This is a genomic window from Mycolicibacterium grossiae, from assembly GCF_008329645.1.
Classification (GTDB): Bacteria; Actinomycetota; Actinomycetes; order Mycobacteriales; family Mycobacteriaceae; genus Mycobacterium; species Mycobacterium grossiae.
The window spans coordinates 2,582,329-2,608,516 of record NZ_CP043474.1 but is presented as its reverse complement, the minus strand read 5'-3'; the positions used below and the strand labels follow the sequence as shown (position 1 = coordinate 2,608,516).

27 protein-coding genes and 1 pseudogene are annotated in these 26,188 nt (G+C 69.3%); 13 read left to right on the top strand and 15 right to left on the bottom strand.

Going from position 1 to position 26,188, the window contains the following annotated elements:
• The first annotated feature begins 2 nt into the window (after positions 1-2).
• From FZ046_RS12480 to FZ046_RS12460, 5 genes are all read left to right on the top strand, one after another.
• On the top strand, positions 3-1,034 hold the full coding sequence (locus FZ046_RS12480) for a helix-turn-helix transcriptional regulator (protein ID WP_083298071.1): 1,032 nt from the start codon (positions 3-5) through the stop codon (positions 1,032-1,034).
• A gap of 270 nt (positions 1,035-1,304) precedes the next feature.
• Entirely contained in the window at positions 1,305-2,336 is a 1,032-nt protein-coding gene (locus FZ046_RS12475; RefSeq protein ID WP_083298070.1) for a helix-turn-helix domain-containing protein, read from the top strand.
• A 201-nt stretch (positions 2,337-2,537) separates the two neighbouring features.
• Positions 2,538-5,150 carry an excinuclease ABC subunit UvrA gene (locus tag FZ046_RS12470; protein ID WP_070352051.1) on the top strand — a complete coding sequence of 871 codons (2,613 nt, stop codon included), beginning with the start codon at positions 2,538-2,540 and terminating at the stop codon, positions 5,148-5,150.
• 145 nt (positions 5,151-5,295) lie between these two features.
• Positions 5,296-6,489, top strand: coding sequence for an alcohol dehydrogenase catalytic domain-containing protein (locus FZ046_RS12465; RefSeq protein ID WP_070352050.1), 1,194 nt, complete (start codon positions 5,296-5,298; stop codon positions 6,487-6,489).
• 80 nt (positions 6,490-6,569) lie between these two features.
• On the top strand, positions 6,570-6,974 hold the full coding sequence (locus tag FZ046_RS12460) for a pyridoxamine 5'-phosphate oxidase family protein (RefSeq protein WP_070352049.1): 405 nt from the start codon (positions 6,570-6,572) through the stop codon (positions 6,972-6,974).
• 267 nt (positions 6,975-7,241) lie between these two features.
• On the opposite strand, the gene FZ046_RS12455 is transcribed toward FZ046_RS12460, so the two are convergent.
• Positions 7,242-7,589 (bottom strand): ANTAR domain-containing protein, encoded by a 348-nt coding sequence (locus FZ046_RS12455; RefSeq protein ID WP_246182976.1) that lies wholly within the window; start codon positions 7,587-7,589, stop codon positions 7,242-7,244.
• A 491-nt stretch (positions 7,590-8,080) separates the two neighbouring features.
• On the opposite strand from FZ046_RS12455, the gene FZ046_RS12445 reads away from it, so the two are divergent.
• On the top strand, positions 8,081-8,641 hold the full coding sequence (locus FZ046_RS12445) for a recombinase family protein (protein WP_083298068.1): 561 nt from the start codon (positions 8,081-8,083) through the stop codon (positions 8,639-8,641).
• Between the two features lie 26 nt (positions 8,642-8,667).
• Positions 8,668-8,847 (top strand): hypothetical protein, encoded by a 180-nt coding sequence (locus FZ046_RS28160; protein ID WP_070352047.1) that lies wholly within the window; start codon positions 8,668-8,670, stop codon positions 8,845-8,847.
• 177 nt (positions 8,848-9,024) lie between these two features.
• Here FZ046_RS28160 and FZ046_RS12435 read toward each other — a convergent pair whose 3' ends face one another.
• From FZ046_RS12435 to FZ046_RS12420, 4 genes are all read right to left on the bottom strand, one after another.
• Entirely contained in the window at positions 9,025-9,300 is a 276-nt protein-coding gene (locus tag FZ046_RS12435; protein WP_246182975.1) for a hypothetical protein, read from the bottom strand.
• A 20-nt stretch (positions 9,301-9,320) separates the two neighbouring features.
• Complete coding sequence (locus tag FZ046_RS12430; protein ID WP_070352045.1) at positions 9,321-9,554, bottom strand: hypothetical protein; 234 nt, start codon at positions 9,552-9,554, stop codon at positions 9,321-9,323.
• Between the two features lie 88 nt (positions 9,555-9,642).
• Positions 9,643-10,077, bottom strand: coding sequence for a hypothetical protein (locus FZ046_RS27665; protein ID WP_099045841.1), 435 nt, complete (start codon positions 10,075-10,077; stop codon positions 9,643-9,645).
• Positions 10,074-10,904 carry an RNA polymerase sigma factor gene (locus FZ046_RS12420; protein WP_070352043.1) on the bottom strand — a complete coding sequence of 277 codons (831 nt, stop codon included), beginning with the start codon at positions 10,902-10,904 and terminating at the stop codon, positions 10,074-10,076. The genes FZ046_RS27665 and FZ046_RS12420 overlap by 4 nt, the downstream gene beginning before the upstream one ends.
• A gap of 673 nt (positions 10,905-11,577) precedes the next feature.
• Between FZ046_RS12420 and FZ046_RS12410 the strand changes: the two are divergent.
• Positions 11,578-12,180, top strand: a pseudogene (locus FZ046_RS12410) (enoyl-CoA hydratase/isomerase family protein); the annotation flags it as partial.
• On the opposite strand, the gene FZ046_RS12405 reads toward FZ046_RS12410, so the two are convergent.
• From FZ046_RS12405 to FZ046_RS12385, 5 genes are all read right to left on the bottom strand, one after another.
• Positions 12,177-12,947 (bottom strand): SDR family NAD(P)-dependent oxidoreductase, encoded by a 771-nt coding sequence (locus FZ046_RS12405; protein ID WP_070352042.1) that lies wholly within the window; start codon positions 12,945-12,947, stop codon positions 12,177-12,179. The pseudogene FZ046_RS12410 and the gene FZ046_RS12405 sit on opposite strands and share 4 nt — an antisense overlap.
• Before the next feature lie 25 nt (positions 12,948-12,972).
• Positions 12,973-13,272 (bottom strand): RNA-binding protein, encoded by a 300-nt coding sequence (locus FZ046_RS12400; protein WP_407664463.1) that lies wholly within the window; start codon positions 13,270-13,272, stop codon positions 12,973-12,975.
• Positions 13,273-13,323: 51 nt separating this feature from the next.
• The gene (locus tag FZ046_RS12395) at positions 13,324-14,187 is read right to left on the bottom strand and encodes a pseudouridine synthase (RefSeq protein ID WP_070352040.1); all 864 of its coding nucleotides are present in this window, start codon (positions 14,185-14,187) and stop codon (positions 13,324-13,326) included.
• A 7-nt stretch (positions 14,188-14,194) separates the two neighbouring features.
• On the bottom strand, positions 14,195-15,943 hold the full coding sequence (locus tag FZ046_RS12390) for a glycerol-3-phosphate dehydrogenase/oxidase (protein WP_070352039.1): 1,749 nt from the start codon (positions 15,941-15,943) through the stop codon (positions 14,195-14,197).
• Positions 15,944-16,048: 105 nt separating this feature from the next.
• Entirely contained in the window at positions 16,049-17,464 is a 1,416-nt protein-coding gene (locus FZ046_RS12385; RefSeq protein WP_070352116.1) for an NAD(P)H-quinone dehydrogenase, read from the bottom strand.
• A 111-nt stretch (positions 17,465-17,575) separates the two neighbouring features.
• Between FZ046_RS12385 and FZ046_RS12380 the strand changes: the two genes are divergently transcribed.
• A complete protein-coding gene (locus FZ046_RS12380; protein ID WP_070352038.1) occupies positions 17,576-18,055 on the top strand; it encodes a gamma-glutamylcyclotransferase family protein in 480 nt (159 codons plus the stop codon).
• Positions 18,056-18,059: 4 nt separating this feature from the next.
• Here FZ046_RS12380 and FZ046_RS12375 read toward each other — a convergent pair whose 3' ends face one another.
• Both FZ046_RS12375 and FZ046_RS12370 read right to left on the bottom strand, forming a co-directional pair.
• Entirely contained in the window at positions 18,060-19,232 is a 1,173-nt protein-coding gene (locus FZ046_RS12375) for a M20 family metallopeptidase (protein ID WP_070352037.1), read from the bottom strand.
• Complete coding sequence (locus FZ046_RS12370) at positions 19,229-20,413, bottom strand: M20 family metallopeptidase (RefSeq protein ID WP_070352036.1); 1,185 nt, start codon at positions 20,411-20,413, stop codon at positions 19,229-19,231. Before FZ046_RS12370 ends, FZ046_RS12375 begins: the two co-directional genes overlap by 4 nt.
• Positions 20,414-20,442: 29 nt before the next feature.
• On the opposite strand from FZ046_RS12370, the gene FZ046_RS12365 reads away from it, so the two are divergent.
• Entirely contained in the window at positions 20,443-21,240 is a 798-nt protein-coding gene (locus tag FZ046_RS12365; RefSeq protein ID WP_070352035.1) for a purine-nucleoside phosphorylase, read from the top strand.
• Here FZ046_RS12365 and FZ046_RS12360 read toward each other — a convergent pair.
• Positions 21,186-22,298 (bottom strand): AbrB family protein, encoded by a 1,113-nt coding sequence (locus tag FZ046_RS12360; protein ID WP_407664462.1) that lies wholly within the window; start codon positions 22,296-22,298, stop codon positions 21,186-21,188. The genes FZ046_RS12365 and FZ046_RS12360 overlap by 55 nt on opposite strands.
• Before the next feature lie 129 nt (positions 22,299-22,427).
• Between FZ046_RS12360 and FZ046_RS12355 the strand changes: the two genes are divergently transcribed.
• Positions 22,428-22,826, top strand: a complete 399-nt coding sequence (locus tag FZ046_RS12355; protein ID WP_407664479.1) for a MarR family winged helix-turn-helix transcriptional regulator — start codon at positions 22,428-22,430, stop codon at positions 22,824-22,826.
• Between the two features lie 29 nt (positions 22,827-22,855).
• Entirely contained in the window at positions 22,856-24,373 is a 1,518-nt protein-coding gene (locus FZ046_RS12350) for a phospho-sugar mutase (RefSeq protein ID WP_083298086.1), read from the top strand.
• On the opposite strand, the gene FZ046_RS12345 is transcribed toward FZ046_RS12350, so the two are convergent.
• Positions 24,370-24,636, bottom strand: coding sequence for a helix-turn-helix domain-containing protein (locus FZ046_RS12345; RefSeq protein WP_070352031.1), 267 nt, complete (start codon positions 24,634-24,636; stop codon positions 24,370-24,372). The two genes, FZ046_RS12350 and FZ046_RS12345, sit on opposite strands and share 4 nt — an antisense overlap.
• Positions 24,637-24,727: 91 nt before the next feature.
• Here FZ046_RS12345 and map point away from each other — a divergent pair, with 91 nt between their 5' ends.
• Positions 24,728-25,513, top strand: coding sequence for a type I methionyl aminopeptidase (gene map, locus FZ046_RS12340; protein ID WP_070352030.1), 786 nt, complete (start codon positions 24,728-24,730; stop codon positions 25,511-25,513).
• A 4-nt stretch (positions 25,514-25,517) separates the two neighbouring features.
• On the opposite strand, the gene upp is transcribed toward map, so the two are convergent.
• Positions 25,518-26,141: a uracil phosphoribosyltransferase gene (gene upp, locus FZ046_RS12335; protein ID WP_070352029.1), complete on the bottom strand. Its 624-nt coding sequence runs from the start codon at positions 26,139-26,141 to the stop codon at positions 25,518-25,520.
• Positions 26,142-26,188 lie beyond the last annotated feature (47 nt).

Below are 26,188 nucleotides of genomic sequence, written 5' to 3'. Positions count from 1 at the left end.
ACATGCATCGACCAACGGACCCGGGGCAGATCGCCAACGAGGTGGCACGGATTGCGGCCATGCCCGGCGAGCCGTCCGACCGCGCAGCGGCGCTGTTCGAGCCGCTGCACCGGCTGCTGCCCTTCGACGCGGCGTGGCTAGCACTCTGCGACGAGCAGCGCCGCGAACACCGCCCACTGCTCAGCACCGGGTGGGACCGTCGCACCCTCGCCTACCTGGAAGGACCCGTTCACGTCGCGGAGATCGAACAACTGGGGATGACCCGCTCCCACACCCCGCTGCGCGTCGCAGACTTCCCCGTACCCGCCAGCGAGTTGCGGTTGTGGTGGGAGTGCCTACTGCCCGCCGGCCTCCGCGAAGGCCTCGGCGTGTGCCTGTTTGCCACCGACGGGCGGCACCTGGGCTTTCTGGCCCTGTTCACCAGCAGCGCCACCGTGCCATCGGAGACCGCGCGCGACCTGCTTGCCGCGCTCGCACCGACACTGGCCCACGCAGTCGACCCCCAACGCTCGGCGACCGCGGCGGCTCAGCTGATTCACTCGGCGACCGCCGGGGTGATCCTCACCCAGTCACGCGATGTCCTCCCCGTCCCCGGCCTACCCGACCACCCGGCGTTGCGTCCCGGTTCACCGGCACTGATCGCGGTCAGCACCATGCTCGATGGGCCTCGGGCCTGCTTCCTGTTCCCCGCGCCGTCCGGAGAACCCGACGACTACCTGACCGTGACGGCCCTGGCTCTGCCCGATCTCGCACCACGCGACGCGATCACGGTCGTCGTGCTCTCACCATGCTTAGACCTCCATGGCCTGACCCGCCGCGAGCTCGAGGTGCTTGGCCTGCTCATCGCCGGCCAACACAACGCCGAAGCCGCGCACCGCCTCGGCGTCACCGTCCGCACCATCGCCACCCACATCGAACACATCCTCACCAAACTCGACGCCAACACCCGAGCGCTCGCCGCCGTGCGCGCCCAGCGGCGCGGGCTCTACATCCCGCCTGCACTCCTACCGCACATCGGCGCACCGTCCCGCTAGAAAACCCAACCTCTCCACGAATTCACCGGACCACCCGCACCCCGACCTGACCGCCGAGCGTGAGACACGAATTGATCACTCTCGAATGCCTAGAAGCGAGACGCGCTGGAACTGCACCCGGGGAAACCTCGATCTTCTTCGTGGTGGGGGCGCAGCAGCTACGGCCCCGCACCTTTGAACAGAGGTTATGCGCGGATCCGGCGGGGCACTCCCACACAATGTGGGCGCAATCCTGAACGCGTCTGGCGGCGCTATCGCGTAGATTCAGCGATGGAGGGAGGCGACGAACTGTCTGAGCGCGATGCGGCCACGTCTCCAGAAACTGCGACGTGGTCCACCCACGCGGTCGACGCTGACGCCGCCGTCGACTATTGGCGCTCGGTGCGACGCCAGGCTTACGTCGATGTTGCGCCGAGCCCCTATGATCGGAGTTTCTCCGGCGAGATTAGCTATGCCGACTACGGTGACTTTGCGCTGTCCGTCAAGCGGGCCAGCGGCGAGAAGGTCAGTCGAAGCAGCACTCTGATATCCCGGGGGGCCGAAGCGGAGTACCTATACGCGTTGTTTCAGAGCCGTGGCACGGGAGTCGTCACGCAGGCTGGCCACAGCGCGGAAGTCCGACCTGGCCGGGTGGTGATCTATGCCAGCGCGCGGCCGTTTTCGTTGGACTACCGCGATCCGTACGAGCAGGTCGTGGTTCATCTACCGGCCGAGCGTGCATTCGCTGACGCCGGCTTGCGGCCTAGTACTGATCTGCTCGCGGTGGAGATCCCCGTGGACGGGGCGCTCTCGTCGGTGTCCGCGTTCTTCCAAAGTTTGGCTGCTACGCAAACCACCGACCCGGAGGGAGCCGGCCTGCTGGCCCCGTACGGGGCGAACCTGGCCAGTTCCTTGCTCGCCTACGCAGCGAGAACTCGAGGTGTACAAGACCTTCCGCTGCTGCTGCAGCGCGAGCGGGCCCTTGCTTACCTGCGCCACCACCTCGGCGACCCAGACCTCGATGTGGACCGGATCGCCGTCGGCTGCCACGTGTCCCGCCGCACTCTGCACCGATTGTTCGAGGGCACCGGACAAACCGTGACCGCGCATCTGCGCACCATGCGGGTCGCCGCCGCTCAGCGGCTACTGACAAACCGGACCGACCTGCCCATTGAGGCGATCGCCCGAGAGGTGGGGTTTTCCAACGACACCAACTTCTACCGCTCGTTTCGGGCGATCACCGGGATCACTCCCGGAGACTACCGGCACCTGGCCCGGCAGGACACCGCGAACCTGCAGGACCGGCTCGATCCGTCGCCGTAACTTCGTCAGATCAGCACCACCGAGCGCAGCACCTCGCCGGGCGTGCATCTTGTGGAGGGGCCCGCAGCATCCTTCAAAAGGAATGCGCAGCCCGGCCGTCCTCTGCGGGCCAAGCTGGCACGGGACGTCAGGGTTGTGGCACGCATCGACAGTGGGATGTCCCGCCGCCATGGCTAGCCTCGTCGGACGAGGAGATGAGTAGTGGAGCCAGATAATAGAGTTCGGGTGCGCGGTGCCCGCGAGCACAATCTGCGCGGCGTCGACGTGGAGGTGCCGCGTGATGCCCTCGTCGCGTTCACCGGGGTGTCGGGTTCGGGCAAGTCATCGCTGGCCTTCGGCACGCTCTTCGCCGAGTCTCAGCGGCGGTACCTGGAGTCGGTGGCGCCGTATGCGCGGCGTCTGATCGATCAGGCGGGCGTGCCTGATGTCGATTCGATTGAAGGGATGCCACCCGCGGTCGCGTTGCGGCAGCAGCGCGGTGGTACCAGCGCCCGGTCGTCGGTGGGCAGCGTGACCACGTTGTCGAGCCTGATCCGCATGCTGTATTCGCGGGTGGGCAACTACCCGTCGAAGCAGCCGATGCTCTACGCGGAGGATTTCTCGCCCAACACCCCGCAGGGTGCCTGCCCGACGTGCCACGGGATGGGCCGGGTGTACGAGGTGACCGAAGCACTGATGGTGCCCGACCCGTCGTTGTCGATCCGCGAGCGTGCCATCGCGTCGTGGCCACCGGCGTGGTACGGGCAGAATCTGCGCGACATCCTCGTGACGCTCGGCTACGACGTCGACGCTCCGTGGAAGACGCTGTCGCGCAGGGACCGCGACTGGATTCTGTTCACCGAGGACCGCCCGACGGTACCGGTCTACGCCGGTTTCACCCCGGCCGAAACCCGCCGCGCGGTCAAGGCCGAGATGGAGCCCAGCTATCAGGGCACCTTCATCGGTGCGCGCCGCTACGTTCTCGACACGTTCGCCAACACCAAGAGCGCCGGGGTCAAGAAACGGGTCTCCCAGTTCGTTGGAAGCGGCCAGTGCCCAGCGTGCCACGGAAAGCGGCTCAAACCCGAAGCGCTGTCGGTGACATTCGAAGGTCTGGACATCGCCGAGCTGTCGCGGCTCACCCTCGACCAGCTCGCCGCGCTGTGCGCCAGGGTGCTCAGCCCGCGGTGGAAGCCGGCCACCTCCGGTGCGGCCCTGAACCAGAAGACACGAAAGTCGGCGGTCAACGCGCGGGTCGTGGCCGGGGGTTCCGCGCATGCCGCGGCACCAGATGTCCGGCAAACACCCAACATGTCAGACGAAAAGCGCGCCGCTGCACAGCGATTGGTCGCAGAGCTGCAGGAGCGGCTGCAACCGCTCATCGATCTGGGACTGGGATACCTCTCCCTGGCCCGCAGCACGCCGACGCTATCGGGCGGGGAACTGCAGCGCGTGCGGCTCGCGACGCAACTCTCGTCACAACTGTTCGGCGTCGTCTACGTCCTCGACGAGCCGTCGGCCGGTCTGCACCCCCGCGACCGGGACGCCTTGCTTGACATCTTGGCCGGCCTCAAACGCAGCGGCAACAGCGTCTTCGTCGTCGAGCACTCGCTGGATGTCATCGCCGCGGCGGACTGGCTGGTTGATATCGGGCCCGGCGCCGGGCTGGACGGCGGCCAGATCCTCTACAGCGGTCCCCCGGCCGGGCTGGCCGATGTCACCGACTCGGTCACCCGCCGCTATCTGTTCGGCGACGAGACCCGCGTCGCCTCGCGCACACCGCGGGAGCGCAGTGACTGGCTGCAACTCGCTGGTGTGCAACGCAACAATTTGCATGATCTGTCGGTATCGGTGCCGTTGCGCTGCCTCACCGCGGTCACCGGGGTGTCCGGGTCGGGCAAGTCGAGCCTCGTCGCCCAGGCCCTACCCGAGATCGTCGGTGAGCACCTCGGCCGTCCGGTGCGGTTGGACGACGCCCGCGACGACGACCTACTCGCTGAGGCCACGCAGGTCACCGCCTCGGGCGAGGTGCTCGGCGACCCCCACGGTGTGCGGCGGGTGGTGTGCATCGATCAGAAGCCGATCGGCCGCACACCGCGATCCAACATCGCCACCTACACCGGGCTGTTCGACCACGTTCGCCGGCTCTTCGCTGACACCCCCGGGGCCAAGAAGCGCGGCTACAAACCCGGACGGTTCTCGTTCAACGTCAGCGGCGGACGATGCCCGACCTGCGAAGGGGAGGGTTGGGTGATGGTGGAGTTGCTGTTCCTGCCCAGCGTCTATAGCCCGTGCCCCGACTGCCACGGAACCCGTTACAACCCCGCGACTCTCGCGATCCGCTGGCGGCACAAGAACATCGCTGAGGTACTCGAACTCAGTGTGTCGGCGGCCCGGGAGTTTTTTGACGGCGAACCCGCCGTGCTGCAAGCTCTGGAGGCGCTGTGCGATGTCGGGCTAAGCTACCTGCGGCTCGGGCAGCCGGCCACTGAACTGTCCGGCGGCGAGGCGCAGCGCGTCAAGCTCGCCGGTGAACTGCAGCGTGCCCACCGCGGTGACACGCTCTACCTGCTCGACGAGCCCACCGCCGGACTGCATCCCGCCGACACCGACCGGCTGCTGGCACACCTGCACCGGCTCGTCGACGCCGGCAACACCGTGGTCGCCGCCGAACTGGATATGCGGGTGGTCGCCCAGGCTGATCACGTCATCGACATGGGACCCGGCGCAGGGGGCGCCGGTGGCCGCATCGTCGTCGCCGGTACCCCGCGGGAGGTCGCGGCATACCGGGACAGTGCCACCGCCGCGTATCTTGCCGCTGAACTCGCCGACTGACGCCTTGGCACGGATTGTCATAACGGTGGCGCGCGCGGTCACCGACACGATGCATGGTCCTGCATACGCTGACAGGACAGTTCGCCACCAGGCCGACTGATCGTCACATCAGCACATCACTTGTGCTGCAAGGAGGTTTACAACCATGGCTGAAGGTAATCGCGCAGTCGTCTTCCACAATCCGGGGGACATGCGGGTCGATTCGCTGGAGTATCCGAAACTGGTCATGCCCAACGGCAAGAAGGCTCCCCATGGCGCGATCCTGAAAATGGTCGCCACCAACATCTGCGGCAGCGACCTGCACATCTTTCGAGGCTCTTTTTCTGTGCCCGAGGGGATGGTCATGGGCCACGAGATGACCGGTGAGGTCGTCGAAGTGGGCCCCGACGTCGAGTTCCTCACCGAGGGTGATCTCGTCTCGGTCCCGTTCAACGTTGCCTGCGGGCGGTGTCGCAACTGTAAGGCGCGCCGTACCGATGTCTGCGAGACCACGAATGCCGACGTCGCGTGCGGCGCGTACGGGTTCAACCTCGGCGACTGGCAGGGTGGTCAGGCCGAGTACCTGTTCGTCCCGTACGCCGACTTCCAATTGTTGCGGTTCCCGGACAAAGACCAGGCCATGGAGAAGATCCTTGATCTCGCCCTGCTTTCGGACATTTTGCCCACGGCCTTTCATGGCCTGATGGAGGCGGGCGCCAAGCCTGGCTCGACGGTGTATATCGCCGGTGCCGGTCCGGTCGGCCGCTGTGGTGCGGCGGCGGCGCGGCTGCTGGGTGCGTCCTGCATCATCGTCGGCGACTACTACCAGGACAGGCTTGATCTGGTGAAGAACAACGGGTGCGAGACGATCGATCTGAATAAGGACGTTCCGTTGCCCGACCAGATCGAGGCCATCCTGGGCGAGCGTGAAGTCGATTGTGCCGTGGACTATGTCGGTTCCGAAGCGCACGGCATCGGTAAGGAGGCGGAGGACCTTCAGCCGCAGGCTGCCATCAACCAGGTGCTGGAGGCCACTCGCGCCGGCGGCGCCACGGGCGTCATCGGCGTCTACGGACCTGACCCCCTGGCGCCGACAGAGGCCGGGCAAGAAGGCACTTTCCCGCTCGACTTCGGCAAGGCGTGGATCAAGTCGCCGCGCGTGTCGGCGGGGCAGGCGCCGATCATGCACTATCACCGCGAACTGATGATGGCGATCCTGTGGGACCGCATGCCCTACCTGAGCCCCATGCTCAACAGCAAGGTCATCAGCCTCGACGAGGCGCCGGACGCCTACGCGATCTTCGACCAGGGCTCGTCCAACAAGTTCATCATCGACCCGCACGGAATGATCCCGGCGTAGGCGAGCGTGCCGGGTGCCACCGCTTCCTCAGGGTTGAGGTGGCACCCGGTAAGCACTCCGCCCACCGGTAGGAGGCACGCATGATCGACTCGTCGTCGGCCGCTCGCTTGGAGAACGCGGACTTCGGCTGGATTACCACCGTCCGTCGCGATGGGCAACCGCAAAGCTCCTACGTGTGGTTCCATTTTGACGGCGACGACGTGTTTGTGATCAGTGAGCCCACCTCGGGCAAAGTCCGAAATATTGCTGGAAACAAACGGGTTTCGTTCCACCTCGACGGAGACGGAACACTCGGAAACGGGGTCCTGACCATCGACGGTGTAGCCGCGCTGTCGACCGGGTCGGACGACCCGCAGCGGCTGGCGCATTACCTGTCCAAATACGAACACCAAATTCGTGAGGGTCTGGAGTCGACCCCAGAACGATACGCAGCGAACTTCTCCGCTGCGATAAAGATCGGCTTCGACACGATCCGCGCTTGGTAAGCCGCCCTTGAAGTAATCAAACAGCGGGAACCACTGGACAGCCCGGGCAACACAAGATAATGCGTCATAACGCGCATCTTCGCGCATGAGTTATCGCAAGGGACATCTGCGCTGAGGTAGTGCTCGTTGATGCGGTTCGGCGTTCACACCCCTCGTCTAAAACAAGGATGCCGCCGACGAACGAGACAGGATCTGAGCCGTCCAGAATCTTTAGAAACGAGACGTAGATTACGCCGCCTTCGAGGCGTCTGTCGTGTTGAGCCTCTCTCACCCTTCCGTGGCCAGATCCTTCGACTTATCTACTCGTTGGTGAATGGTCATGAGGCGTCGTTCGAATACTTCCTTCGAGGGCAGCAAGGCGTTGCCGCTGAGTTGACGAAATTCGGCGACTAGTTGCTCGGCGAGTGGGCGCAGCTTGGTGTTCGTGTCTTGGGAACGCCACTTCAGTAGCTCGAAAGCTTGGTCTGCATCGATGTCGTGAATCAGCATGAGCATCCCTTTGGCCTGTTCAATCACTGCCCGCTGCTCGGTAATCCCGGTGAGCCGCTCAGCGATGAGACCCTCCACGTCCAAATCGAGCGGTGGGTCGCCGTTGGCGGCGCTGTTAGGCGGCACGGAGTGCATAATATGAACACGAAACTGCTGACGCCAACGTCAAGTGAAGATACGGCCGAACCTCCTCACAAATCGGTAACAACCACACAGGGGCAGCCGCTCGGCAAGGTGCACGCTGCTGAACACAATGAGTTGCGTCCGAACGGCTACCTTGCGAAGGCCACTGAGGCAACCAGGTCTGTTCGCCCTCGCAGACCGCGGATACCCCGGTTGGGACCATAAAAACGCTGCATGACAAGCGATTATGAGCGTCGCTGCCATACCCGAGACCGTTGCCGGTCACCCTAAATCCGAACGACCGAAAAAGCTACATAATGAGCGCGGTCGTTGCGACCAGCGCCGATGCGACGGTGCGGTCTCCCAGAACACTGTCCCAGACCGGCGAGAACGGGGACACCCTTAAAGACACAGACGGCTCCCGCCCAGGTCCGCAAGCGGCCCTGGTTGGGCCTGAGAAGCCCGTGCTCCCCTGAACGAGTGAGGACCTGCCGGTGACGCTGCTGGGATACGCGCGAGTCTCGACGGTGCACCAGTCCCCCGACATGCAGACAAAGGCGTTGACGGAGGCCGCGGCCGAACGGATCTGGACCGAGCGCATGTCCGGCGCTAGCGATGATCGCCCCGAGCTGGCCGCGCTGCTCGACTACGCCCGCCGCGGGGACGTGCTCATGGTCTGGCGGCTCGACCGTCTCGGCCGCTCACTCCCCCACCTGCTCACCGTGGCCAGCGACCTCCAGGCCCGCGGCATCGAACTGCGCTCCCTCACCGAAGCCATCGACACCAGCACTGCCGGCGGCCGGCTGATCTTCCACGTCTTCGGGGCCGTCGCCGAGTTCGAGCGTGCCGTCGCCGCCGAACGCACCGCCGTCGGAGTCGCGGCAGCCCGCGCGGCCGGTCGACACCCCGGCCGCCCCGGCCTCACCGCTGACACCATCGCCGCGGTCCAAGCCCTCGACGAGGCCGGGACCCCTCGCGCCCAGATCGCGCGGACCCTCGACATATCCCGCTCCAGCGTCTACCGCTGCCTCGACGAACCGCGGCCGTCAGCCTGAGGCAGGCAGAGACCTATCCTTCGAAGGTGACGGAAGAGAACGGCGATACCCAGGGCTGCAGCAGTGCACCTGGGGAACTCGACGACTGGCCGATCGACGTGGCGGACGTTCGCGAATCGCTACGAGAATCCGAAGCCGACATCGCCGCCGGCCGCACGTTCGGCGAAGACGAGATCCGCGCCCGCTACGGCGTTCTCCGGAAATGAGGTCGAAGTGATTCACGTGGAAGCCGAGCCCCACCCGGATGACCTCGAGGTCGGCTACTCGCAGCTAGCAGCGGAGTTCAACAGCGAGACCGCCGATGTTGAACGTCGGGCTGCGCGGGACCGCTATGCGGGCCGGACTGGAGAGGCGTAGAGAAGAACTCGCCTGGCCGCGCGTGTTCAGAACAGCCGGGGGTCGCCGTCTTCGTCGAGGATGATGTGCCGGTCGCCGTGCTGGAGTGCGTCGAGTGCGAGGTCTATCTCGTGGACGGCGAGATCGGTGATCCGGCTGGGGCCCAGGACGATGATCTGGTCAGCGTGATCAGCGCCGCCGCCGGCCGCCAGACCGACGAACTCCGCGTTGGGGGCGACGACGAACTGCAGATCCCAGCCGATGACGTCTCCCACCTCGCGTGCGCGTCGGTCGAGAGCTTGCACGTCGTCGTCGGTCAGCACGTGATGCCCCTCCCCCGCCATCAGGCGTTGTCGGCGGTTCTGCGGCGCAGCATGGTCAGCTCGTCAACCAGCTGCTGATAGAGCTGCAGGGACATGACAACCGCGGCGGGCTTGCCGGCGGTGTCGGCCAGGACGACGTTGCCGCCGCTGGTGGCCACCTGATCAATCAGGCGCTGATGCAGTTCGCGGACCGGGATCAGCTCACTGGGAACGGCTTGCGCGCCGCCGAGGGCCTCAACGGTGGTACGGATCATGGGATTTCGCCTTTCGGAAGTGGGTCGGTCTGGTGCCCCCTCGGCCCGTCTGTCGAGCCGAGGGAACTCCGCCGAATCCGGTTGCTGCTCAACCGCGTTCGGTGACCGTGGTGTTGGGGTGATTTGCCGCCGTAGAGCCCTTCACGAACTTGCCGGTGATGGCACTGCGGTGATGAGTTCCGCTGCTGCGGTTGGCGCCCCGTTCGGTGACCGTGGTCTTGGGGTTGCGCGCCGCGGTGGACGCCTTGACGTAGCGACCGGTGGTCGCGCTGCGGTGATGGCCCTTGGCCATTGTCTTGTCCTTTCGGTTTGTCCGGCCCGGTGTTGAGCCGGATACCGGTCTATAAGTGCGCCCGTCGGCTCGATCCCTGAATTCCCCGGAATCGTTTCGGCCGGCCTCGGCGGCGCGGCGGGCCAGGGCGTCGCCTTCGGCGGCGGTCACCGACCTGCGTGCCACTCGGGCGGTGCGGGTACCCAACGAGCTGGCGTTGATCAGTGCGGTGAGGTGCTTGATGGTGGTCACGACGTCCTCTTTCGGTTTCGGAGTTGGCGGAGTTGGTGGCCGAGGAGGTTTTCCACGCTCTTCGCGTCGCGCAGCCCCAGCTTGTTGGCGATCTCGCGCTGGGTGAAGCCGTGTTCCTGCAGGAACAGTGCTTGGCGCGCCCGGTCGGTGGTCAGCAGGGCCATCGCTTCGGCCACGGTGTCGTTGGCGACGATGGTCTCCTCGATGCCCTTGATGACGTCGAACTCGTCTTCGGGGAGTTCGTCCATCGGAGTGGTGGCCTGCTCAATCCGTTCAAGCTCGGCACGCAGTGCGCTGCGGTAGATGTTGGCGAACTGATAGAGGCACTGGCCGATGAAGAAGGTGCCCAGCGACGCCCCACCCGAGGACTGCCAGCGGTGGGTCTTGAGCACCTTGTCGCGGAAGTAGTTCAGCGCGGCGACCACGGTGTCGGTAGCGATGTCGTCGATGGTCTGGTCGTCGGGCCAGCCCTCGATGCGGCCCAGACCGTAACCGGTCAGCGTCTTGGCCTTCGCGTAGATGGTGCCGTGGCGGATCCAGGCGCGCAGCACGCCGAGGCCGTAGCGGGTCAGCTCGCGGGAGAACCGCTCCCACAGCCGGCCGGTGAACTGCTCCAACTGCAGCGCCAGCACCAGCTCCTCATCGGCTTGAAGACGCCGCAGTCGTTCCAACTGTTCCAGCTCGTCGGCCAGTTCGGCGGCCAGATCAGGGTCGTCGAGCCAGGCACCGACCAAACCCTCGTCGACGCTCTGGATGTCGCCCTGGTTGTCCGGTTGTAAGCGCGCGGCATCAACGGGCGGGCCGGGGCGGCGTGCCGGTCGATCCATGGCTACATCTCCAGGAGGCGAGAAAGAGACAACCGATCCCTACGGTTGTCGCTTCCTCTTAAGTCCGCGCGTACCGCAAATCCCTGAAACCTGGAGAAAGTTTTTTCCAGGCGAGCGGTCGCGGCCCGTGCGCTCGCCATTGTCTCAGGTCGAACCGACATGCTTCGGCATAGCGGAAGGCTCTAGGCCCTGGACCACGAGACCGAAAGATGGCCTTTCAGCCGCAGACAGCGCTGTTCAAAGCAAAGAGCCCGGGTCGGTCGCAAGGACCGAATACCGGGCTCTTCCTGGCTTTAACCGGGCACGCGCTACACGTCACACCGGCCTGTATGCACTCAATCGTACGTGGAGCCCTGATAGAACTCAACGGTGACGGCACCGGGCCCCTGGGTTGAACAATGGTTGAGCCCCCAGCGATTCCACACGTACATGCTCCTGGCCGGTGGGGACCGCACCCGTGCTCTCGACCTGCACGAATGGAACACCCAGCTCAACGCCGCACTGCTGCACGATTTTGCACACCTCGAAGTTGGCCTTCGCAACTTCTACGACCGGGCACTCATGAAGGCCGTCCAGCCAGGCGAAGCCCACTGGACCGACCCAACTTCGTTCACCGCGCTATTCCCGGCGGTACCGGGCAACGACACCCGTACCCACGCCGACCTAACCTCTGTCCGGACTGGACCTCACCGAGCCCTTTCCCGAGGAGGCCAAGGGCGGCCTGGAGTTCCCGCGCGCCAGCATGCGGTGGCAGGAGCGCATCGCCGAACTGACCACCAAGCTGAGCCACCTGCGCCAGCCCGTGATCGCCGCGGTCAACGGTCCCGCCTACGGCGGCGGCTTCGCACTGGCCCTGGCGTCGGACATCCGCATCGCCGGACCCGACGCCCGGTTCTGTACGCAGTTCATCAAACTGGGCCTCGGGGGCTGCGACATCGGCGTCAGCTACACGCTTCCCCGCATCGTCGGCGCCGGACAGGCCTTCGACCTCATCCTCACCGCCCGCACCGTGCACGCCGACGAGGCGCTCCGGCTCGGGCTGGTGTCGCGGCTGTCGACCGGCCCGGTGCTCGACGACGCGCTCGCCGTCGCCGAGACCCTATGCGGCTACGGCGGATTCGGCGTCGAATCCACCAAGCAGGTGCTGTGGGCCAACCTGGAGGCGCCGAGTCTCGAGGCCGCGCTGCAGGTGGAGAACCGCAGCCAGATCCTCGCCTCCACGAGCGGCGAACTCCGCGAGGCGGCAGCGGCGTTCGCCACCCGCACGCGGGACTAGCGCGGTGTCCCGCCGCCGTCGACGATGATCACCGTGCCCGTCATGTAACTGCCTGCGTCGGAACACAACAGCAGCGCGGCGCCTACCATCTCGTCAGCCGATGCGAGCCGCTTGAGCAACGTCCCGCCGACCATGTGGTCGATGGCCTCCTGCGGGTTGTTGCGCATCATGTCGGTGTCCACCGGCCCCGGCGCGATGGCGTTGACCCGGATGCCGTGGCCGGCGAACTCGGCCGCCATCGACCGGGTGAACGACATCATCGCCGCCTTGCCCGCCGCGTAGATCGACAGGCTCGGCGCGAAGTTGAACGCGCCCACCGACACCACGTTGAGCACCGCCGCATGCTCGCTGCGCCGAAGGTGCGGCAGCGCATGCTGGGTGAGGAACACCGGCCCGCGGACGTTGACGTCGTTCGACTTCGCCCACGCCTCGACCGTCATCTCGCCGAGCGGCTGCGCCAGGGCGTTGGCGGCGTTGTTCACCAGCACGTCGAGGCCGCCGAACTCGGCGACTGCGCGGTCGACCAGCGCCCCGAGGTCGTCGACGTCGCCGGCGTGCGTCGGCACGCCGATCGCCTGACCGCCCAGCCCCCGCAGGTGCTCGGCAGCCCGCTCGCACGCGTCGGCCTTGCGGCTCGCGACGACCACTCGGGCACCGGCGAGCACGAAGCCCTCGGCCAGCGCCAGGCCGATCCCGCGGGTGCCGCCCGTCACGATGACGGTGCGGTCGGTCATGTCGAAGAGGCGGTCGAACCCGCGGCGATCCATGCCCGTCAGTAGAGCACGCCGACCGTCACACGCAGCCGCTGACACTGACGCGCCGACCCACGTTGGCGCACACGCTGACGTTCGGCGCCGGTGGCACGTACACCGGCGGCGGTGGGGGCGGCGGAGGTGCATCGCTCGACGGCGGCGGCGGGGGCGGCGGAGCGAGCGCCTCGTTCAGTTCGGACAGCGGATCCGAGCACCCGCTGACGTCGACGTGGCGGCCACCGATGGACCCGCACACCGCGCCCGCCGGGGGCGCCTGCAGCACGGTCACGCCGCCGGCGACCAGCGCCGCCGCGGCGATCATTCCCAGTCTCGCGTACATGCCTGACATGGTGCGCCCGAGACCGACCCCGACACGGCGGAATCGGCGAAGCTACACCGTGCGGCGCGAGACGAACTCGCGGCGCACCCCGGTGAGCGGATCATCGAACGCCACCCGCTGCGCAAGCAGCCGCAGCGGCGTCGAGAAGTCCCCCGGCGGCACGTCGAGGACCTCGGGGTAGAGCGAGTCCCCGTGGATCGGCAGACCGAGTGACGCCATGTGCACGCGCAATTGGTGTGTGCGCCCGGTGCGCGGGGTCAGGCGGTAGAGCCCGTCGCCGAGGTGCTCGACCTCGGTCTCCGCATTCGGCTCACCCGGAGCTTCGTAGGCCTGCAAACGGCTGCGCTCCTTGAGGATTCGGCTTCGCACCGTCAACGGGAACGCCAGCGCGGCGTCGACGTCCGCGCGTGCCAGGTAGGTCTTCTCGACCTCGCCACGGGCGAACATCGTCTGGTACGCGCCGCGCACCTCGGCACGGGTGGTCAGCAGCAGGACGCCTGCGGTCAGCCGGTCCAGCCGGTGCGCCGGCGACAGCTCCGGCAGGTCCAGCGTGCGACGCATGCGCACCAGCACCGTCTCGGCGACGTGCGCGCCGCGGGGCATCGTCGCCAGGAAGTGCGGCTTGTCCACCACGACGAGGGCCTCGTCGCGGTGCAGCACCGGCACGTCGAACGGCACCGGGATCTCGTCGGGCAGGTCGCGATACAGGTAGACGCACGCGTTCGGCGGCAGGACGGTGCCCGCGGTGACCACCGTGCCGTCGGCGGTGACCACCTCCCCGCCGAGGACCTTGGCGGCTGCCGCCTCACCAAACCGGGAGGCCAACTCCACCAGCACCGCGCCGCCGCGCAACCGCACCCGGGCCGGACCGAGCCCGTTCCGCACCGGCAACGGTGCGTCCCGGCGGCGGCTCACGGCGAACTCAATTGAGCGGCACCGGTTCCAGGATCTCGGCGCGGGCCTCCGGCGCCGAGGCGCGCAGGGCATCAGCGGATGCGTCGTCGGGCTGCGTCTGCGACGACACCTCGGCATCCACCCGGGCCTCGTACGTCGCCACTTCCCGGTCGACGTCCGCGGCACTCCACCCCAGCACGGGCGCGACGACGTCGGCGACCTCGCGGGCGCAGTCGACGCCGCGGTGCGGGTACTCGATCGAGATTCGCATGCGCCGCGCGAGGATGTCCTCGAGGTGCAGTGCCCCCTCCGCCGCCGCTGCGTACCAGGCCTCGACCTTGAGGTACACCGGAGCCTCGGTGATGGGCGTGAGCAGGTCGGGGCGCCCCTCGGCCATCGCCAGTACCTCGCCGATGAGCGACCCGTACCGGTCCAGCAGATGACGCACCCGATACGGGTGCAGTCCGTAGTGCTTGCCGACGTGTTCGGCCTGGTTCACCAGCGCGAAGTAGCCGTCGGCCCCCAACAGCGGCACCTTCTCGGTGATCGACGGCGCCACACGGGTCGGCACGAATTCCGCGGCGGCGTCGATCGCGTCCTCGGCCATCACGCGGTAGGTCGTGTACTTGCCGCCCGCGATCGCCACCAGCCCGGGCGACGGCGTCGCCACGGCGTGCTCGCGCGAGAGCTTGGACGTCGACTCGCTCTCGCCGGCCAGCAGCGGCCGCAGCCCGGCGTAGACGCCGTCGATGTCGTCGTGCGTCAGCGGGGTGGCGAGCACGGAGTTGACGTGGCCGAGGATGTAGTCGATGTCGGCCTTCGTCGCCGCCGGATGCGCCAGGTCGAGGTTCCAGTCGGTGTCGGTGGTGCCGATGATCCAGTGCGTCCCCCACGGGATGACGAATAGCACCGACTTCTCGGTGCGCAGGATGATCGCGACCTCGCTGACGATGCGGTCCCGCGGCACCACGATGTGCACGCCCTTGGACGCCCGCACCCGGAAGCGCCCGCGCTGCTTCGACAGCGCCTGGATCTCGTCGGTCCAGACGCCGGTGGCATTGACCACCACGTGCCCGCGCACCTCGGTCACCGCGCCGTTCTCGGTGTCGCGGATGCGTACACCCGTCACGCGGTCACCCTCCCGCAGCAGCGCCACCACCTGGCTGGAGGTCCGCACCACCGCGCCGTAGTGGGCGGCCGTCCGCGCCACCACCATGGTGTGCCGAGCGTCGTCCACGACGGTGTCGTAGTAGCGGATCCCGCCGATGAGCGAGTTGCGCTTGAGTCCCGGGGCCAGCCGCAGCGCCCCTGCTTTGAGCAGGTGCTTCTGCGCGGGGACGGATTTCGCGCCGCCGAGCTGGTCGTAGAGGAAGATGCCCGCGGCGACGTAGGGCCGCTCCCACAGCCGGTGGGTCAGCGGGAAGAGGAACGGCAGCGGCTTCACCAAATGCGGCGCGAGCGTCGTCAGCGACAGCTCGCGCTCATGCAGCGCCTCGCGGACGAGTCCGAACTCCAGCTGCTCGAGATAGCGCAGGCCGCCGTGGAACATCTTGCTGCTGCGGCTCGACGTGCCCGACGCGAAGTCGCGGGCCTCCACCAGCGCGACCTTCAGCCCGCGGGTGGCGGCGTCGAGGGCGGCACCCGCCCCGACGACCCCGCCGCCGATGACGACGACGTCGAACTGCTCGCTGCCCAGCCGGTCCCATGCGGCGCGTCGCTGGTCGGCGTCGAGCAGGGTCTGCCCGTTGCCCGGACCGGGGATCGAGTCTTCGCTCACTGCCCGCAGCTCCTTGTTACTCGCCGGTACGACACCAGGCTACTTGGTCGCCCGCCGCCGAGCCGCGTGCGCGCAAGCCCGTCGAGGTCGTCTAGTCGAGGTCGTCTAGTCGAGGTCGTCGTGGGCCATCAGCCGCCGCGCCGTCTCCACGATGGAGCCCGACAGCGACGGGTACACCGACAGCGTCTGCGCGAGATCGGTCACCGAGATGCGGTTCTGCACGGCCAGCGCGATCGGCAGGATGAGTTCCGAGGCGATCGGCGCGACCACCACGCCGCCGATGACGACCCCCGTCGCCGGCCGGCAGAAGATCTTGACGAAGCCGCGGCGCAGCAGCGACATCTTGGCCCGCGCGTTGGTGGTCAGCGGCAGCATCAGCGTGCGCGCCGGCACGGTGCCGTCGTCGATCTTGGTCTGCGGCACCCCGACCGCCGCGATCTCCGGCCGGGTGAACACCGCCGCGGCGACCGTGCGCAACCGGATCGGCGACACGCCCTCGCCGAGCGCGTGGTACATCGCGATGCGGCCCTGCATGGCGGCCACCGACGCCAGCGGCAGCAGGCCGGTGCAGTCGCCGGCGGCGTAGATCCCCGACGCCGACGTGCGCGAAACCCGGTCCACCGGAATGTAATTGCCGGGGCCGAGGTCGACGCCGACGCGGTCGAGGCCGAGCCCGCCGGTGTTCGGCACCGACCCGACCGTAATCAGCGCGTGGCTGCCCTCGACGGTGCGGCCGTCGGCCATGGCCACCCGGACGCCGTCCGCCGTGCGGGTCACCGAGTCCGCGCGCGCGTTCTTGACCAGCTTGACGCCACGTTCGGCGAACGCCTCCTCCAGCACCGCGGCGGCGTCGGAGTCCTCGTGCGGCAGGATCTGGTCGCGGCTCGCCACGACCGTCACCGGCACGCCGAGTTCGGTGTAGGCATTGCAGAACTCCGCGCCCGTCACGCCGGAACCGACGATGACGAGGTGCTCGGGCAGCTCGGTCAGGTCGTAGAGCTGCCGCCAGTTCAGGATGCGTTCGCCGTCGGGCTTGGCCTGCGGGAGCACCCGTGGGCTCGCGCCGGTGGCGATGAGCACCACGTCGGCCTTGAGCACGCCGACCTTGCCGTCGCGCGTCGTGACCTTCACCCGGTGGTGCGCCATGCCGGGCACGTCGTCGACCAGTTCGCCGCGGCCCTGCACGACGGTGACGCCCTCGCGCAGCAGGTTCGACCCGATGTCGGCGGACTGCGACCGCGCCAGCGTCTTGACCCGGTTGTGGATCTGTTCGAGCGAGATCTTCGCGTCCTCGATGGCGATGTCGAAGCCGAGGCCGTTGGCGCGGCGGAGTTCGGTGCGCACGCCGGTGGAGGCGATGAACGTCTTGGACGGGACGCAGTCCCACAGCACGCAGGCGCCGCCGATGCCGTCGGCGTCCACGATCGTCACCTGCGCGACGTCGGGTCCCCGGCCCGCCGCGACGAGCGCTGCCTCGTAGCCCGCGGGGCCGCCGCCGATGATCACGATGCGGGTAGCCACGTCGACCAACTTAGCCGCCGCGGTGCCCGGCCGTCGCACGGTGACACGGGTGACCGACACAACCCTGCGGTTGCGCGCCGCGCGTCGCTGCAGACCCCTTAGCATTGCCCCGTGCCGCTCTATGCCGCTTACGGGTCGAACATGCATCCGGAGCAGATGTTGCAGCGTGCCCCGCACTCGCCGATGGCCGGGACCGGGTGGCTGCACGGCTGGCGGCTCACCTTCGGCGGCGCCGACATCGGCTGGGAGGGCGCTCTGGCGACCCTCGTCGAGGACCCCGCGAGCCGGGTCTTCGTCGTCCTGTACGACATGACCAAGGAGGACGAGGAGAACCTCGACCGCTGGGAGGGGTCCGAACTCGGCTTCCACAAGAAGATCCGGTGCCGTGTGCACCGGCTGTCGTCGGACACCGACACCGACCCGGTGCTGGCCTGGCTCTACGTCGTCGACGCCTGGGAGGGCGGCATCCCGTCCGCGCGCTACCTCGGGGTGATGGCCGAGGCGGCCGAGATCGCCGGTGCGCCCGCCGAGTACGTGCACGATCTGCGGACCCGACCCTCGAGCAACGTCGGGCCGGGCACCCCGGGCTGACCGGTCAGATCAGCGCGCTCTGCTCGACGACGTTGGTCATCACCCGCACGCCGACCGCGAGCGCCCGCTCGTCGAGGTCGAACGTCGGTTGATGCAGGTCGAGCTGCGGACCGCGGCCCGACCACACGCCGAGCCGCGCCATCGCGCCCGGCACGTCCTCGAGGTACCAGGAGAAGTCCTCACCGCCACCGGACTGATGGGTGTCGGCCAGGACGTCGGCGCCCACCGTCTCGATCGCGTGGGTGAGCAGCCGGGTGGAGACCTCCTCGTTGACCACCGGCGGCACGCCGCGCCGGTAGTTCACCGCGTAGCCGACCCGAAGCGGCGCCAACAGCGACGCGACGATCTCGTTGATCAGGTCCTCCATCACCACCCACGCCTCGCGGCTGGCGGTGCGGATAGTGCCGGCCACCGAGCCGGCCTGCGGGATCGCGTTGGCCGCCGACCCCGCGTTCACTGCGCCCCACACCATCACGGTGTCGTGCCGCGGATCGACCCGCCGGGACAGCACGCCGGGCACCCCGGTGATTAGCGTGCCGAGCGCGTACACCAGGTCGCCGGTGAGGTGCGGGCGGGACGTGTGCCCGCCCGGCGACTGCAGCGTGATCTCCATCTGATCGGCGGCCGAGGTGATCGGCCCGGCGATCGTCGCCACCTTGCCGACCGCGAGCCGCGGATCGCAGTGCAGCGCGAAGATGCGGGACACCCCCTGCAGGGCCCCGGCCGCGATGGCGTCGATCGCGCCGCCCGGCATCAGCTCCTCGGCCGGCTGGAAGATCAGCCGCACGCCGATCGGCAGCTCCGGCACCGACGCCAGGGCCAGCGCCGTGCCGAGCAGGACCGACGTGTGGCCGTCGTGGCCGCAGGCGTGGGCGGCGCCCGGCACCAGCGACGCGTACGGCGCGCCGGTGCGCTCGGTCATCGGCAGCGCGTCCATGTCGGCGCGCAGCGCGACGCGCGGCCCGTGATCCGGGCCGAGGTCGCAGGTGAGCCCGGTGCCGCCGGGCAGCACCTTGGGGTTGAGGCCGGCCTCGGCGAGGTGAGCGGCGACGAACTGCGTGGTCGCGAACTCCTGACGGCCCAGCTCGGGATGCGCGTGGATGTGCCGGCGCCAGGCGATCAGCTCGTCACCGTGGGCGGCCAGCCAGGCCTCGGTGTGGTCGCGCAGGCTGCTCACGAGGCGCTCCGCCGCTCGGCGGCCGCGAGCACCCGGTCCCGTTCGGCGCCGGTCTCGGCCAGCCGCACGACCGTGCGTGCCAGCATCACCGCGCCCCGGACGACGGCGTCGTCGGCGCTGGGGCCCGCCGCCGCCGCGGTGAAGCCGGGCTGGTGCACCGACGCACCGCCGGCGTCGATGCCGACGATCGGGTGGATGCCGGGCATGACGTGGGTGACGTTGCCCATGTCGGTGCTGCCGAGCGGGAACGCGGCCTCGACGTCGGCGCCGACGGGGCTGCGCCCGACGCGCACCATCTCGTCGCGGAACACCTCGGCGAGCCAGCGGTCCGGGGTGAGTTCCAGGTAGGCGGGTTCGGTCGGTTCGACGCGGTACTCGCATCCCGTCGCGATCGCTCCCGCGAGGAAGCAGTCCGACATACGGGCCTCCAATTCGTGGAGTGAGGCGGCGTCGTTGGCGCGCATGGTGTACGCCATCGCGGCGTGGCCGGGGATGACGTTGGTGGCCTGTCCACCGTTGGTCACGATGCCATGCGCCATGTGGCCGGGCGCCATCTGCTGGCGCAGCAGCCCGATCGCCACCTGCGCCACCGTGATGGCGTCCGCCGCGTTGAGCCCCAGGAACGGCGCCACCGCGGCGTGCGACTCCCGCCCGGTGTAGGTCACCGCGACCTGCGACAACGCCAGTGACCGGGCGCGGGCGATGTCGAGTGGACCCGGGTGCAGCATGACCGTGGCGGCGACGTCGTCGAAGACGCCGGCCTCGAGCATCAGCACCTTGCCGCCACCGGCCTCCTCGGCGGGCGTGCCCATGAGCACCACGGTGAGCCCGAGGTCGTCGGCGACCTCGGCGAGCGCGAGGGCGGTGCCCACGGCCGAGGCGGCGATCACGTTGTGTCCACAGGCATGACCGATCTCGGGCAGCGCGTCGTATTCGGCGCACACCCCGATCACGAGGTCGCCGTTGCCGAACTCGGCGCGGAAGGCGGTGTCCAGGCCACCGGCGGCGTGGGTCACCTCGAAGCCGCGCTCGGCGACGAGCGTCTGGGTCTTGGCGCAGCTGCGGAATTCCTCGAAGGCGAGTTCCGGTTCGGCGTGGATGGCGTGGGACAGCTCGATCAGGTCGTTGCCCCGCCGCACGACGGCCTCCTCGACGACGGTCGCGGCGCTGGCACTGGGCATCGTCGAAGTATCTCGTACGCTGCCTGACTGTGACAGGTGACCCGCAGTCGCTCGCCGAGCAGGCCGCCTCCGAGGTGCTGGCCCGGGCCGGGGTCGACCGCGTCGACGTCGCCGTGGTGCTCGGCTCCGGGTGGGCACCGGCCGCCGCCCGGCTGGGCGAGCCGGAGGCCGTGATCCCGATGGCCGAGCTGTCCGGGTTCACGCCGCCCACGGCCGCCGGGCACGGCGGCGAGGTCCGCGTGCTGACCGTCGGGGGCCGGCGCGCGCTGATCCTGCTGGGCCGGACTCACGCCTACGAGGGCCACGACCTGCGCCACGTCGTGCATCCGGTCCGGACGGCGTGCGCGGCCGGGGTGTCGACCGTCGTCCTGACCAACGCGGCGGGCGGGCTGCGCCCCGAGTTCGAGGTCGGCCAACCGGTGCTGATCGCCGACCACCTCAACCTGACCGCCCGCTCGCCGCTGGTCGGCGCGCAGTTCGTCGACCTGGTGGACGCCTACTCCCCGCGGCTGCGTGGGCTGGCGCGCGACGTAGAGCCGACGCTCGCCGAGGGTGTCTACGCCGGGCTGCCCGGCCCGCACTACGAGACGCCCGCGGAGATCCGCATGCTCCGGACGCTGGGCGCCGACCTGGTCGGCATGTCGACGGTGCACGAGACGATCGCGGCGCGTGCCGCCGGCGCCGAGGTGCTCGGGGTGTCGATGGTGACGAACCTGGCCGCCGGCATGACCGGCGCCCCGCTGTCGCACGCCGAGGTGCTCGAGGCCGGGCGTCAGTCCGCCACGCGGATGGGTTCCCTGCTGGCCGAGGTGCTCTCCCGCCTGTAGGCGCGGCGCCGGCCGAGGCGCGCGCTGAGCGAGGCGAAGCCGCGGGCCAGCAGCGGCGCGGCGAACAGCATCAGCAGCACCCGCACCACCTGGGCGGCGACGATGAAGGTGACGTTGGACCCGGTCTCGACGGCCGTGGCGAGGACGGCGTAGATGCCGCCGGGGCTGGTGGACAGGTAGCCCTCCAGCGGGCTGATCCCGGCGACGTGGGCCAGCAGGACGCCGAGACCGGCGCAGGCGACGTTGAGGAAGACGATGAGGCCCAGCGCGGCAGGCAGCGCACGGCCGATGGCCCGGATGGAGTCGCGGGTGAACGAGACGCCGGCCTGCCAGCCGATGACGGCGTAGCCCACCTGCACCAGCGCCACCGGCACGGCGAGACCGAACGAGGTGCCGGTGAGTTCGAGCACGATCGTGACGGCCATCGGTCCGAGCAGGCCGGCACCCGGCAACCGGACCAGGCGGCCGGCGGCGGTGCCGAGCAGCACGATGACCGCGAGCAGGCCGACGCTGACGTACCAGGGCAGCGCTCCGCCCTGGGTGGGCGCGGCGGCGTGCTCGGTCTTGGCGGCGTGGTAGACGAGCGTGACGACGACGGGCATCGACGCCGTGATCAGCGCGACGCGCAGGTACTGCACGACGGCGACCACGCGGTCGTCACCGCCGAGTTCCCGGGCGATCGCCACCAGACCGGAGGCGCCGCCGGCGACGAGGGCGAGCGCCCCGGTGAGCGGCGTGACGTCGCGGTGCAGGCCGAGCAGCGCGCCCGCGAGGATGCTGAGCGCGAGGGTGGCCACGGCGACGGCGAGCACGATGGCCCAGTCGCCGCCGAGGGCGTCGAGCGCGTCGCGATGCACCATGGTGCCGATGTAGACGCCGAGCACGCCCTGCGCGGCGAGTCCCGCGCGGCGGGGCACCCCGGACGGGGCGCGGCCGAGCAGCGCCAGCACGATGCCGACCAGCAGCGCGGCGAACAGCGCCGCCGACGGGACGCCGAGCAGCGTCAGGGGCACCGTCACCGCGACGGTGACGACGACCAGGAGAGCCCAACGGATCACGAAACCAAGTATGCGCTTGGCTCCGACGATCTTCAACTGAGAGACGACAACGCTGTTCATGGCGTAATGGCAAGGTTTATCTTGGTATCCGTGAAGACGGAATCGGCGACCGAGTTGCGCGAGGCGATCATGGCCCTGACCCGTCAGTTGCGGCGCCACCGCAGCGACAACGGCCTGACCCTCAGCCAGCAGCAGATCCTCGGCGAAGTGAGCCGCCTCGGCGTCACCTCTCCCGCCGACCTGGCGAGCCGGATGGGCGTGCGGGTGCAGTCCCTCACCGACGGACTGAACGAACTGGAGGCCCGCAGCTTGATCGCCCGGCGCCCGGACGAGGCGGACCGCAGGCGGCAGCTCATCGAGTTCACCGACGAGGGCCGGGCGCTGCTGACGGCCGACCGGGCCGAGCGCGACGCCTGGCTGCGCGACGCGATGGCCCGCACGTTGACCGATCTGGAGGCAGAGCTGTTGATGCTGGTGGCGCCGATCCTGCGGAAAGTAGCCGACGAGCGCTGGCGCGAGGAGCCGTGATCCCGACGACGCACACGGACAATGAGCGCATGACCGATCTGGTATTCGGCACGGCCGGACTGCGCGGCCCGATGCGGGAGGGGCCGGGGGGCATGAACGTCGCGGCCGTGTCGCGCGCGTCGTGGGCATTGGCGGCGGTCCTGCGCGACCGTTGCCTGGGCGGGTCGACGGTGGTGGTCGGCCGCGACGCGCGGCACCACTCCGACGAGTTCGCGGCGGCGACCGCGGAGGTGCTGGCGGCGGCGGGCTTCGCGGTGGTGCTGCTGCCCGACCCGGTGCCCACTCCGGTGGTGGCCTACGCCGTCCGCGCGCTGCAGGCGGTGGCGGGGGTGCAGATCACCGCCTCGCACAACCCGCCGATGGACAACGGCTACAAGGTGTTCGCCGAGGGCGGGATGCAAATCGTCAGCCCCACCGACCGCGAGGTGGAGGCGGCGATGGCGGTGGCACCCAACGCGCCGGACCGCGTCGCGGTCGATCCGGCCGGCGCCGCGCTGGTGCACGACTACGTCGCCCGTGCGGCGGCGGTGCGCCGCGGCACGGGTGAGGTGCGGGTCGCGCTGACGGCGATGCACGGCGTTGGCGGCGAGATGGCATTGCAGGTGCTGCGGGCCGCGGGGGTGACCGACGTGCACGTGGTCGCCGAGCAGTTCGCCCCGGACCCGGACTTCCCCACGGTCGCGTTCCCCAACCCGGAGGAGCCCGGCGCGACGGACCTGCTGCTGGGGCTGGCCGCGGAGGTGGGTGCCGACATCGCGATCGCGCTCGATCCGGACGCCGACCGCTGCGCCGTCGGCATCCCGACACCGGGTGGCTGGCAGATGCTGTCCGGCGATGAAACCGGTTGGCTCCTGGGCGACTACGTGCTCGACCACGCCGACGCGCGCCGGGAGCGGACGGTGGCCAGCACGCTGGTGTCGTCCCGACTGCTCGCAGCGATCGCCAGCGCGCACGGCGCGACGCACGTCGAGACGCTGACCGGCTTCAAGTGGCTGGCGCGCGCGGACGGCGGATCCGGTGCGCTGGTCTACGCCTACGAGGAGGCCATCGGGCACTGCGTCGACCCGGACGCGGTGCGCGACAAGGACGGGATCAGCGCGGCGGTGCTGGCGTGCGATCTGGTGGCGGCCCTGCGGGCCGAGGGCCGCACGGTCCTCGAGGCGCTCGACGACCTCTTCCGCCGGCACGGCGTGCACGCGACGGGCGCGGTGTCGCAGCGCTACGCCGACGCCGACGGTGCCACGGCGACGATGGCGCGGCTGCGCTCAGCACCACCGGACCGGCTGTGCGGCGCACCCGCGACGGTGGCGGACCTCCTCATCCGACGCGGCCGGGACCGCACCGACGCGTTGGTCGTCACGGCCGCCGACGGCGACCACCGCGTGGTCATCCGCCCGTCGGGCACCGAACCGAAGCTCAAGTGCTACTTGGAGATTCGGCGGGCGCCGGCCGCGGACGTCGCCACCGAGCGAGCGAGGGCGGCGCAGTTGCTCGAGGACATGGCCGACGAGGTGCGAACGTGGACGGCGGATCCGACGCCGAGTTAGCCGGTCTGCTGCAGATCCGTGGCCGGCGCGCAGGCCTCGGCGAGTTCGTCGAGCGTCAGCGGCAGGACCCGGGCCAGCGCGGCAATGGTGCTGAAGGCGGGCGTCGCGAGCCGGCCGGTCTCGATCTTGCGCAGTGTCTCCGGCGAGATCCCCGCGGCCTGAGCGACGTCGGCCAGGGTGCGCTCGCCGCGCGCCCGACGCAGGCGTTCGCCGAGCCGCTTGCCGGCGGCGAGCTGTTCGGGGGTGAGCGGGAGACGGACCACGCGGCGAGCCTACCCGGGCCCGGTATGAAAATACCCACTCACCGCGCTAGGTTGGTATTTTCATACCGGTTCGACGAGGGAGGTACCGCGGGTGCTGGAACTGAAGACATCGCAGGAGATCGAGGCGATGGCGGTCACCGGCGCCTTCATCGCCGCGCTGCTGGACGACGTCGCGTCGCGCGCGCGGCCCGGGGTGAACCTGCTCGACCTCGAGCAGCGCGCACGGACCCTGATCGCGGAGCGCGGCGCGCAGTCCTGTTACTGGGACTACGCACCGTCCTTCGGCCGCGGACCGTTCCGGAACGTCATCTGCCTGTCGGTGAACGATGCCGTGCTGCACGGACTTCCGCACGACTACGTGCTGGCCGATGGTGACCTGCTGACCATGGACATCGCGGTGTCGATCGACGGGTGGGTGGCCGACTCGGCGCGCAGTATCGTCGTCGGCACCCCGCGTCCGGAGGACGTGCGGCTGATCGAGGCCACCGAGCGGGCGCTCGACGCGGGCATCGCCGCAGCACTGCCAGGCCACAAACTCGGTGACGTCTCCGCCGCGATCGGTGCGGTGGCGGCCGAGTACGGCTACCGCGTCAACACCGAGTTCGGCGGCCACGGACTCGGCCGCACCATGCACGAGGACCCGCACGTCCCGAACACCGGGCGTCCCGGTCGCGGGCTGACCCTGCGGCCCGGGCTGACGCTCGCGCTGGAGCCGTGGTTCGCCGCGGGCACCGATCGCATCGTGTACGACCCGGACGGGTGGACCATCCGCTCCGCGGACGGGTCGCGCACCGCGCACAGCGAGCACACGATCGCCATCACCGACGGTGCGCCCCGGGTGCTCACCGCCCGCGAGCACGCGCCCGTGGGGTCCTGACGGCTCAGCGCGGACCGAACTGGCGATCGCCGGCGTCCCCGAGGCCCGGCACGATGTACGCGACGTCGTTGAGTCCGTCGTCGACGGCGGCCGTGAACAACCTGAGGTCCGGGACGACGCGTTCGAGCGCGGCGATGCCCTCGGGCGCGCACACCACGCAGACGGCGGTGATGTCGACCGCGCGGCGCGCCTTCAGCAGTCCCAGCGTGTACGCCATCGACCCGCCCGTCGCGAGCATCGGGTCGAGCACCATGACCGGCTGCGCGCTCAGGTCGTCGGGCAGCGACTCCAGGTAGGGCGTCGGCTGGGCGGTCGTCTCGTCGCGGGCCACGCCGACGAAGCCGACCCGGGCCTCCGGGATCAGCGCGTGGGCCTGATCGACCATGCCGAGGCCGGCGCGCAGCACCGGGACCAGCAGCGGCGGGGTGGCCAGCCGCGACCCGGTGGCCGTCGCCAGCGGCGTGCGCACCTGGATCGGCTCGGCCGGGGCGTCACGGGTCGCCTCGTACACCAGCATCAGGGTGAGATCGCGCAGTGCCGACCGGAAGCCGGCGTTGTCGGTGCGCTCGTCGCGCAGGGTGCTCAGCCGTGCTGCGGCGAGCGGATGATCGACGACCCGGACGTCCATGCGCGAGACCCTAATCGACCGAGGGCGAGGGAACCGATCAGCCGGCC

Coding starts and splice junctions, on each gene's coding strand:
- FZ046_RS12355 (WP_407664479.1), top strand. CDS start 22,428: ATGGCCCTGACCCGTCAGTTGCGGCGCCACCGCAGCGACAACGGCCTG.
- FZ046_RS12370 (WP_070352036.1), bottom strand. CDS start 20,413: ATGCCCAGTGCCAGCGCCGCGACCGTCGTCGAGGAGGCCGTCGTGCGG.
- FZ046_RS12430 (WP_070352045.1), bottom strand. CDS start 9,554: ATGATCCGTACCACCGTTGAGGCCCTCGGCGGCGCGCAAGCCGTTCCC.
- FZ046_RS12460 (WP_070352049.1), top strand. CDS start 6,570: ATGATCGACTCGTCGTCGGCCGCTCGCTTGGAGAACGCGGACTTCGGC.
- FZ046_RS12405 (WP_070352042.1), bottom strand. CDS start 12,947: ATGGATCGCCGCGGGTTCGACCGCCTCTTCGACATGACCGACCGCACC.
- FZ046_RS12475 (WP_083298070.1), top strand. CDS start 1,305: ATGGAGGGAGGCGACGAACTGTCTGAGCGCGATGCGGCCACGTCTCCA.
- upp (WP_070352029.1), bottom strand. CDS start 26,141: ATGGACGTCCGGGTCGTCGATCATCCGCTCGCCGCAGCACGGCTGAGC.
- FZ046_RS12465 (WP_070352050.1), top strand. CDS start 5,296: ATGGCTGAAGGTAATCGCGCAGTCGTCTTCCACAATCCGGGGGACATG.
- FZ046_RS12400 (WP_407664463.1), bottom strand. CDS start 13,272: ATGTACGCGAGACTGGGAATGATCGCCGCGGCGGCGCTGGTCGCCGGC.
- FZ046_RS12480 (WP_083298071.1), top strand. CDS start 3: ATGCATCGACCAACGGACCCGGGGCAGATCGCCAACGAGGTGGCACGG.
- FZ046_RS12350 (WP_083298086.1), top strand. CDS start 22,856: ATGACCGATCTGGTATTCGGCACGGCCGGACTGCGCGGCCCGATGCGG.
- FZ046_RS12420 (WP_070352043.1), bottom strand. CDS start 10,904: ATGGATCGACCGGCACGCCGCCCCGGCCCGCCCGTTGATGCCGCGCGC.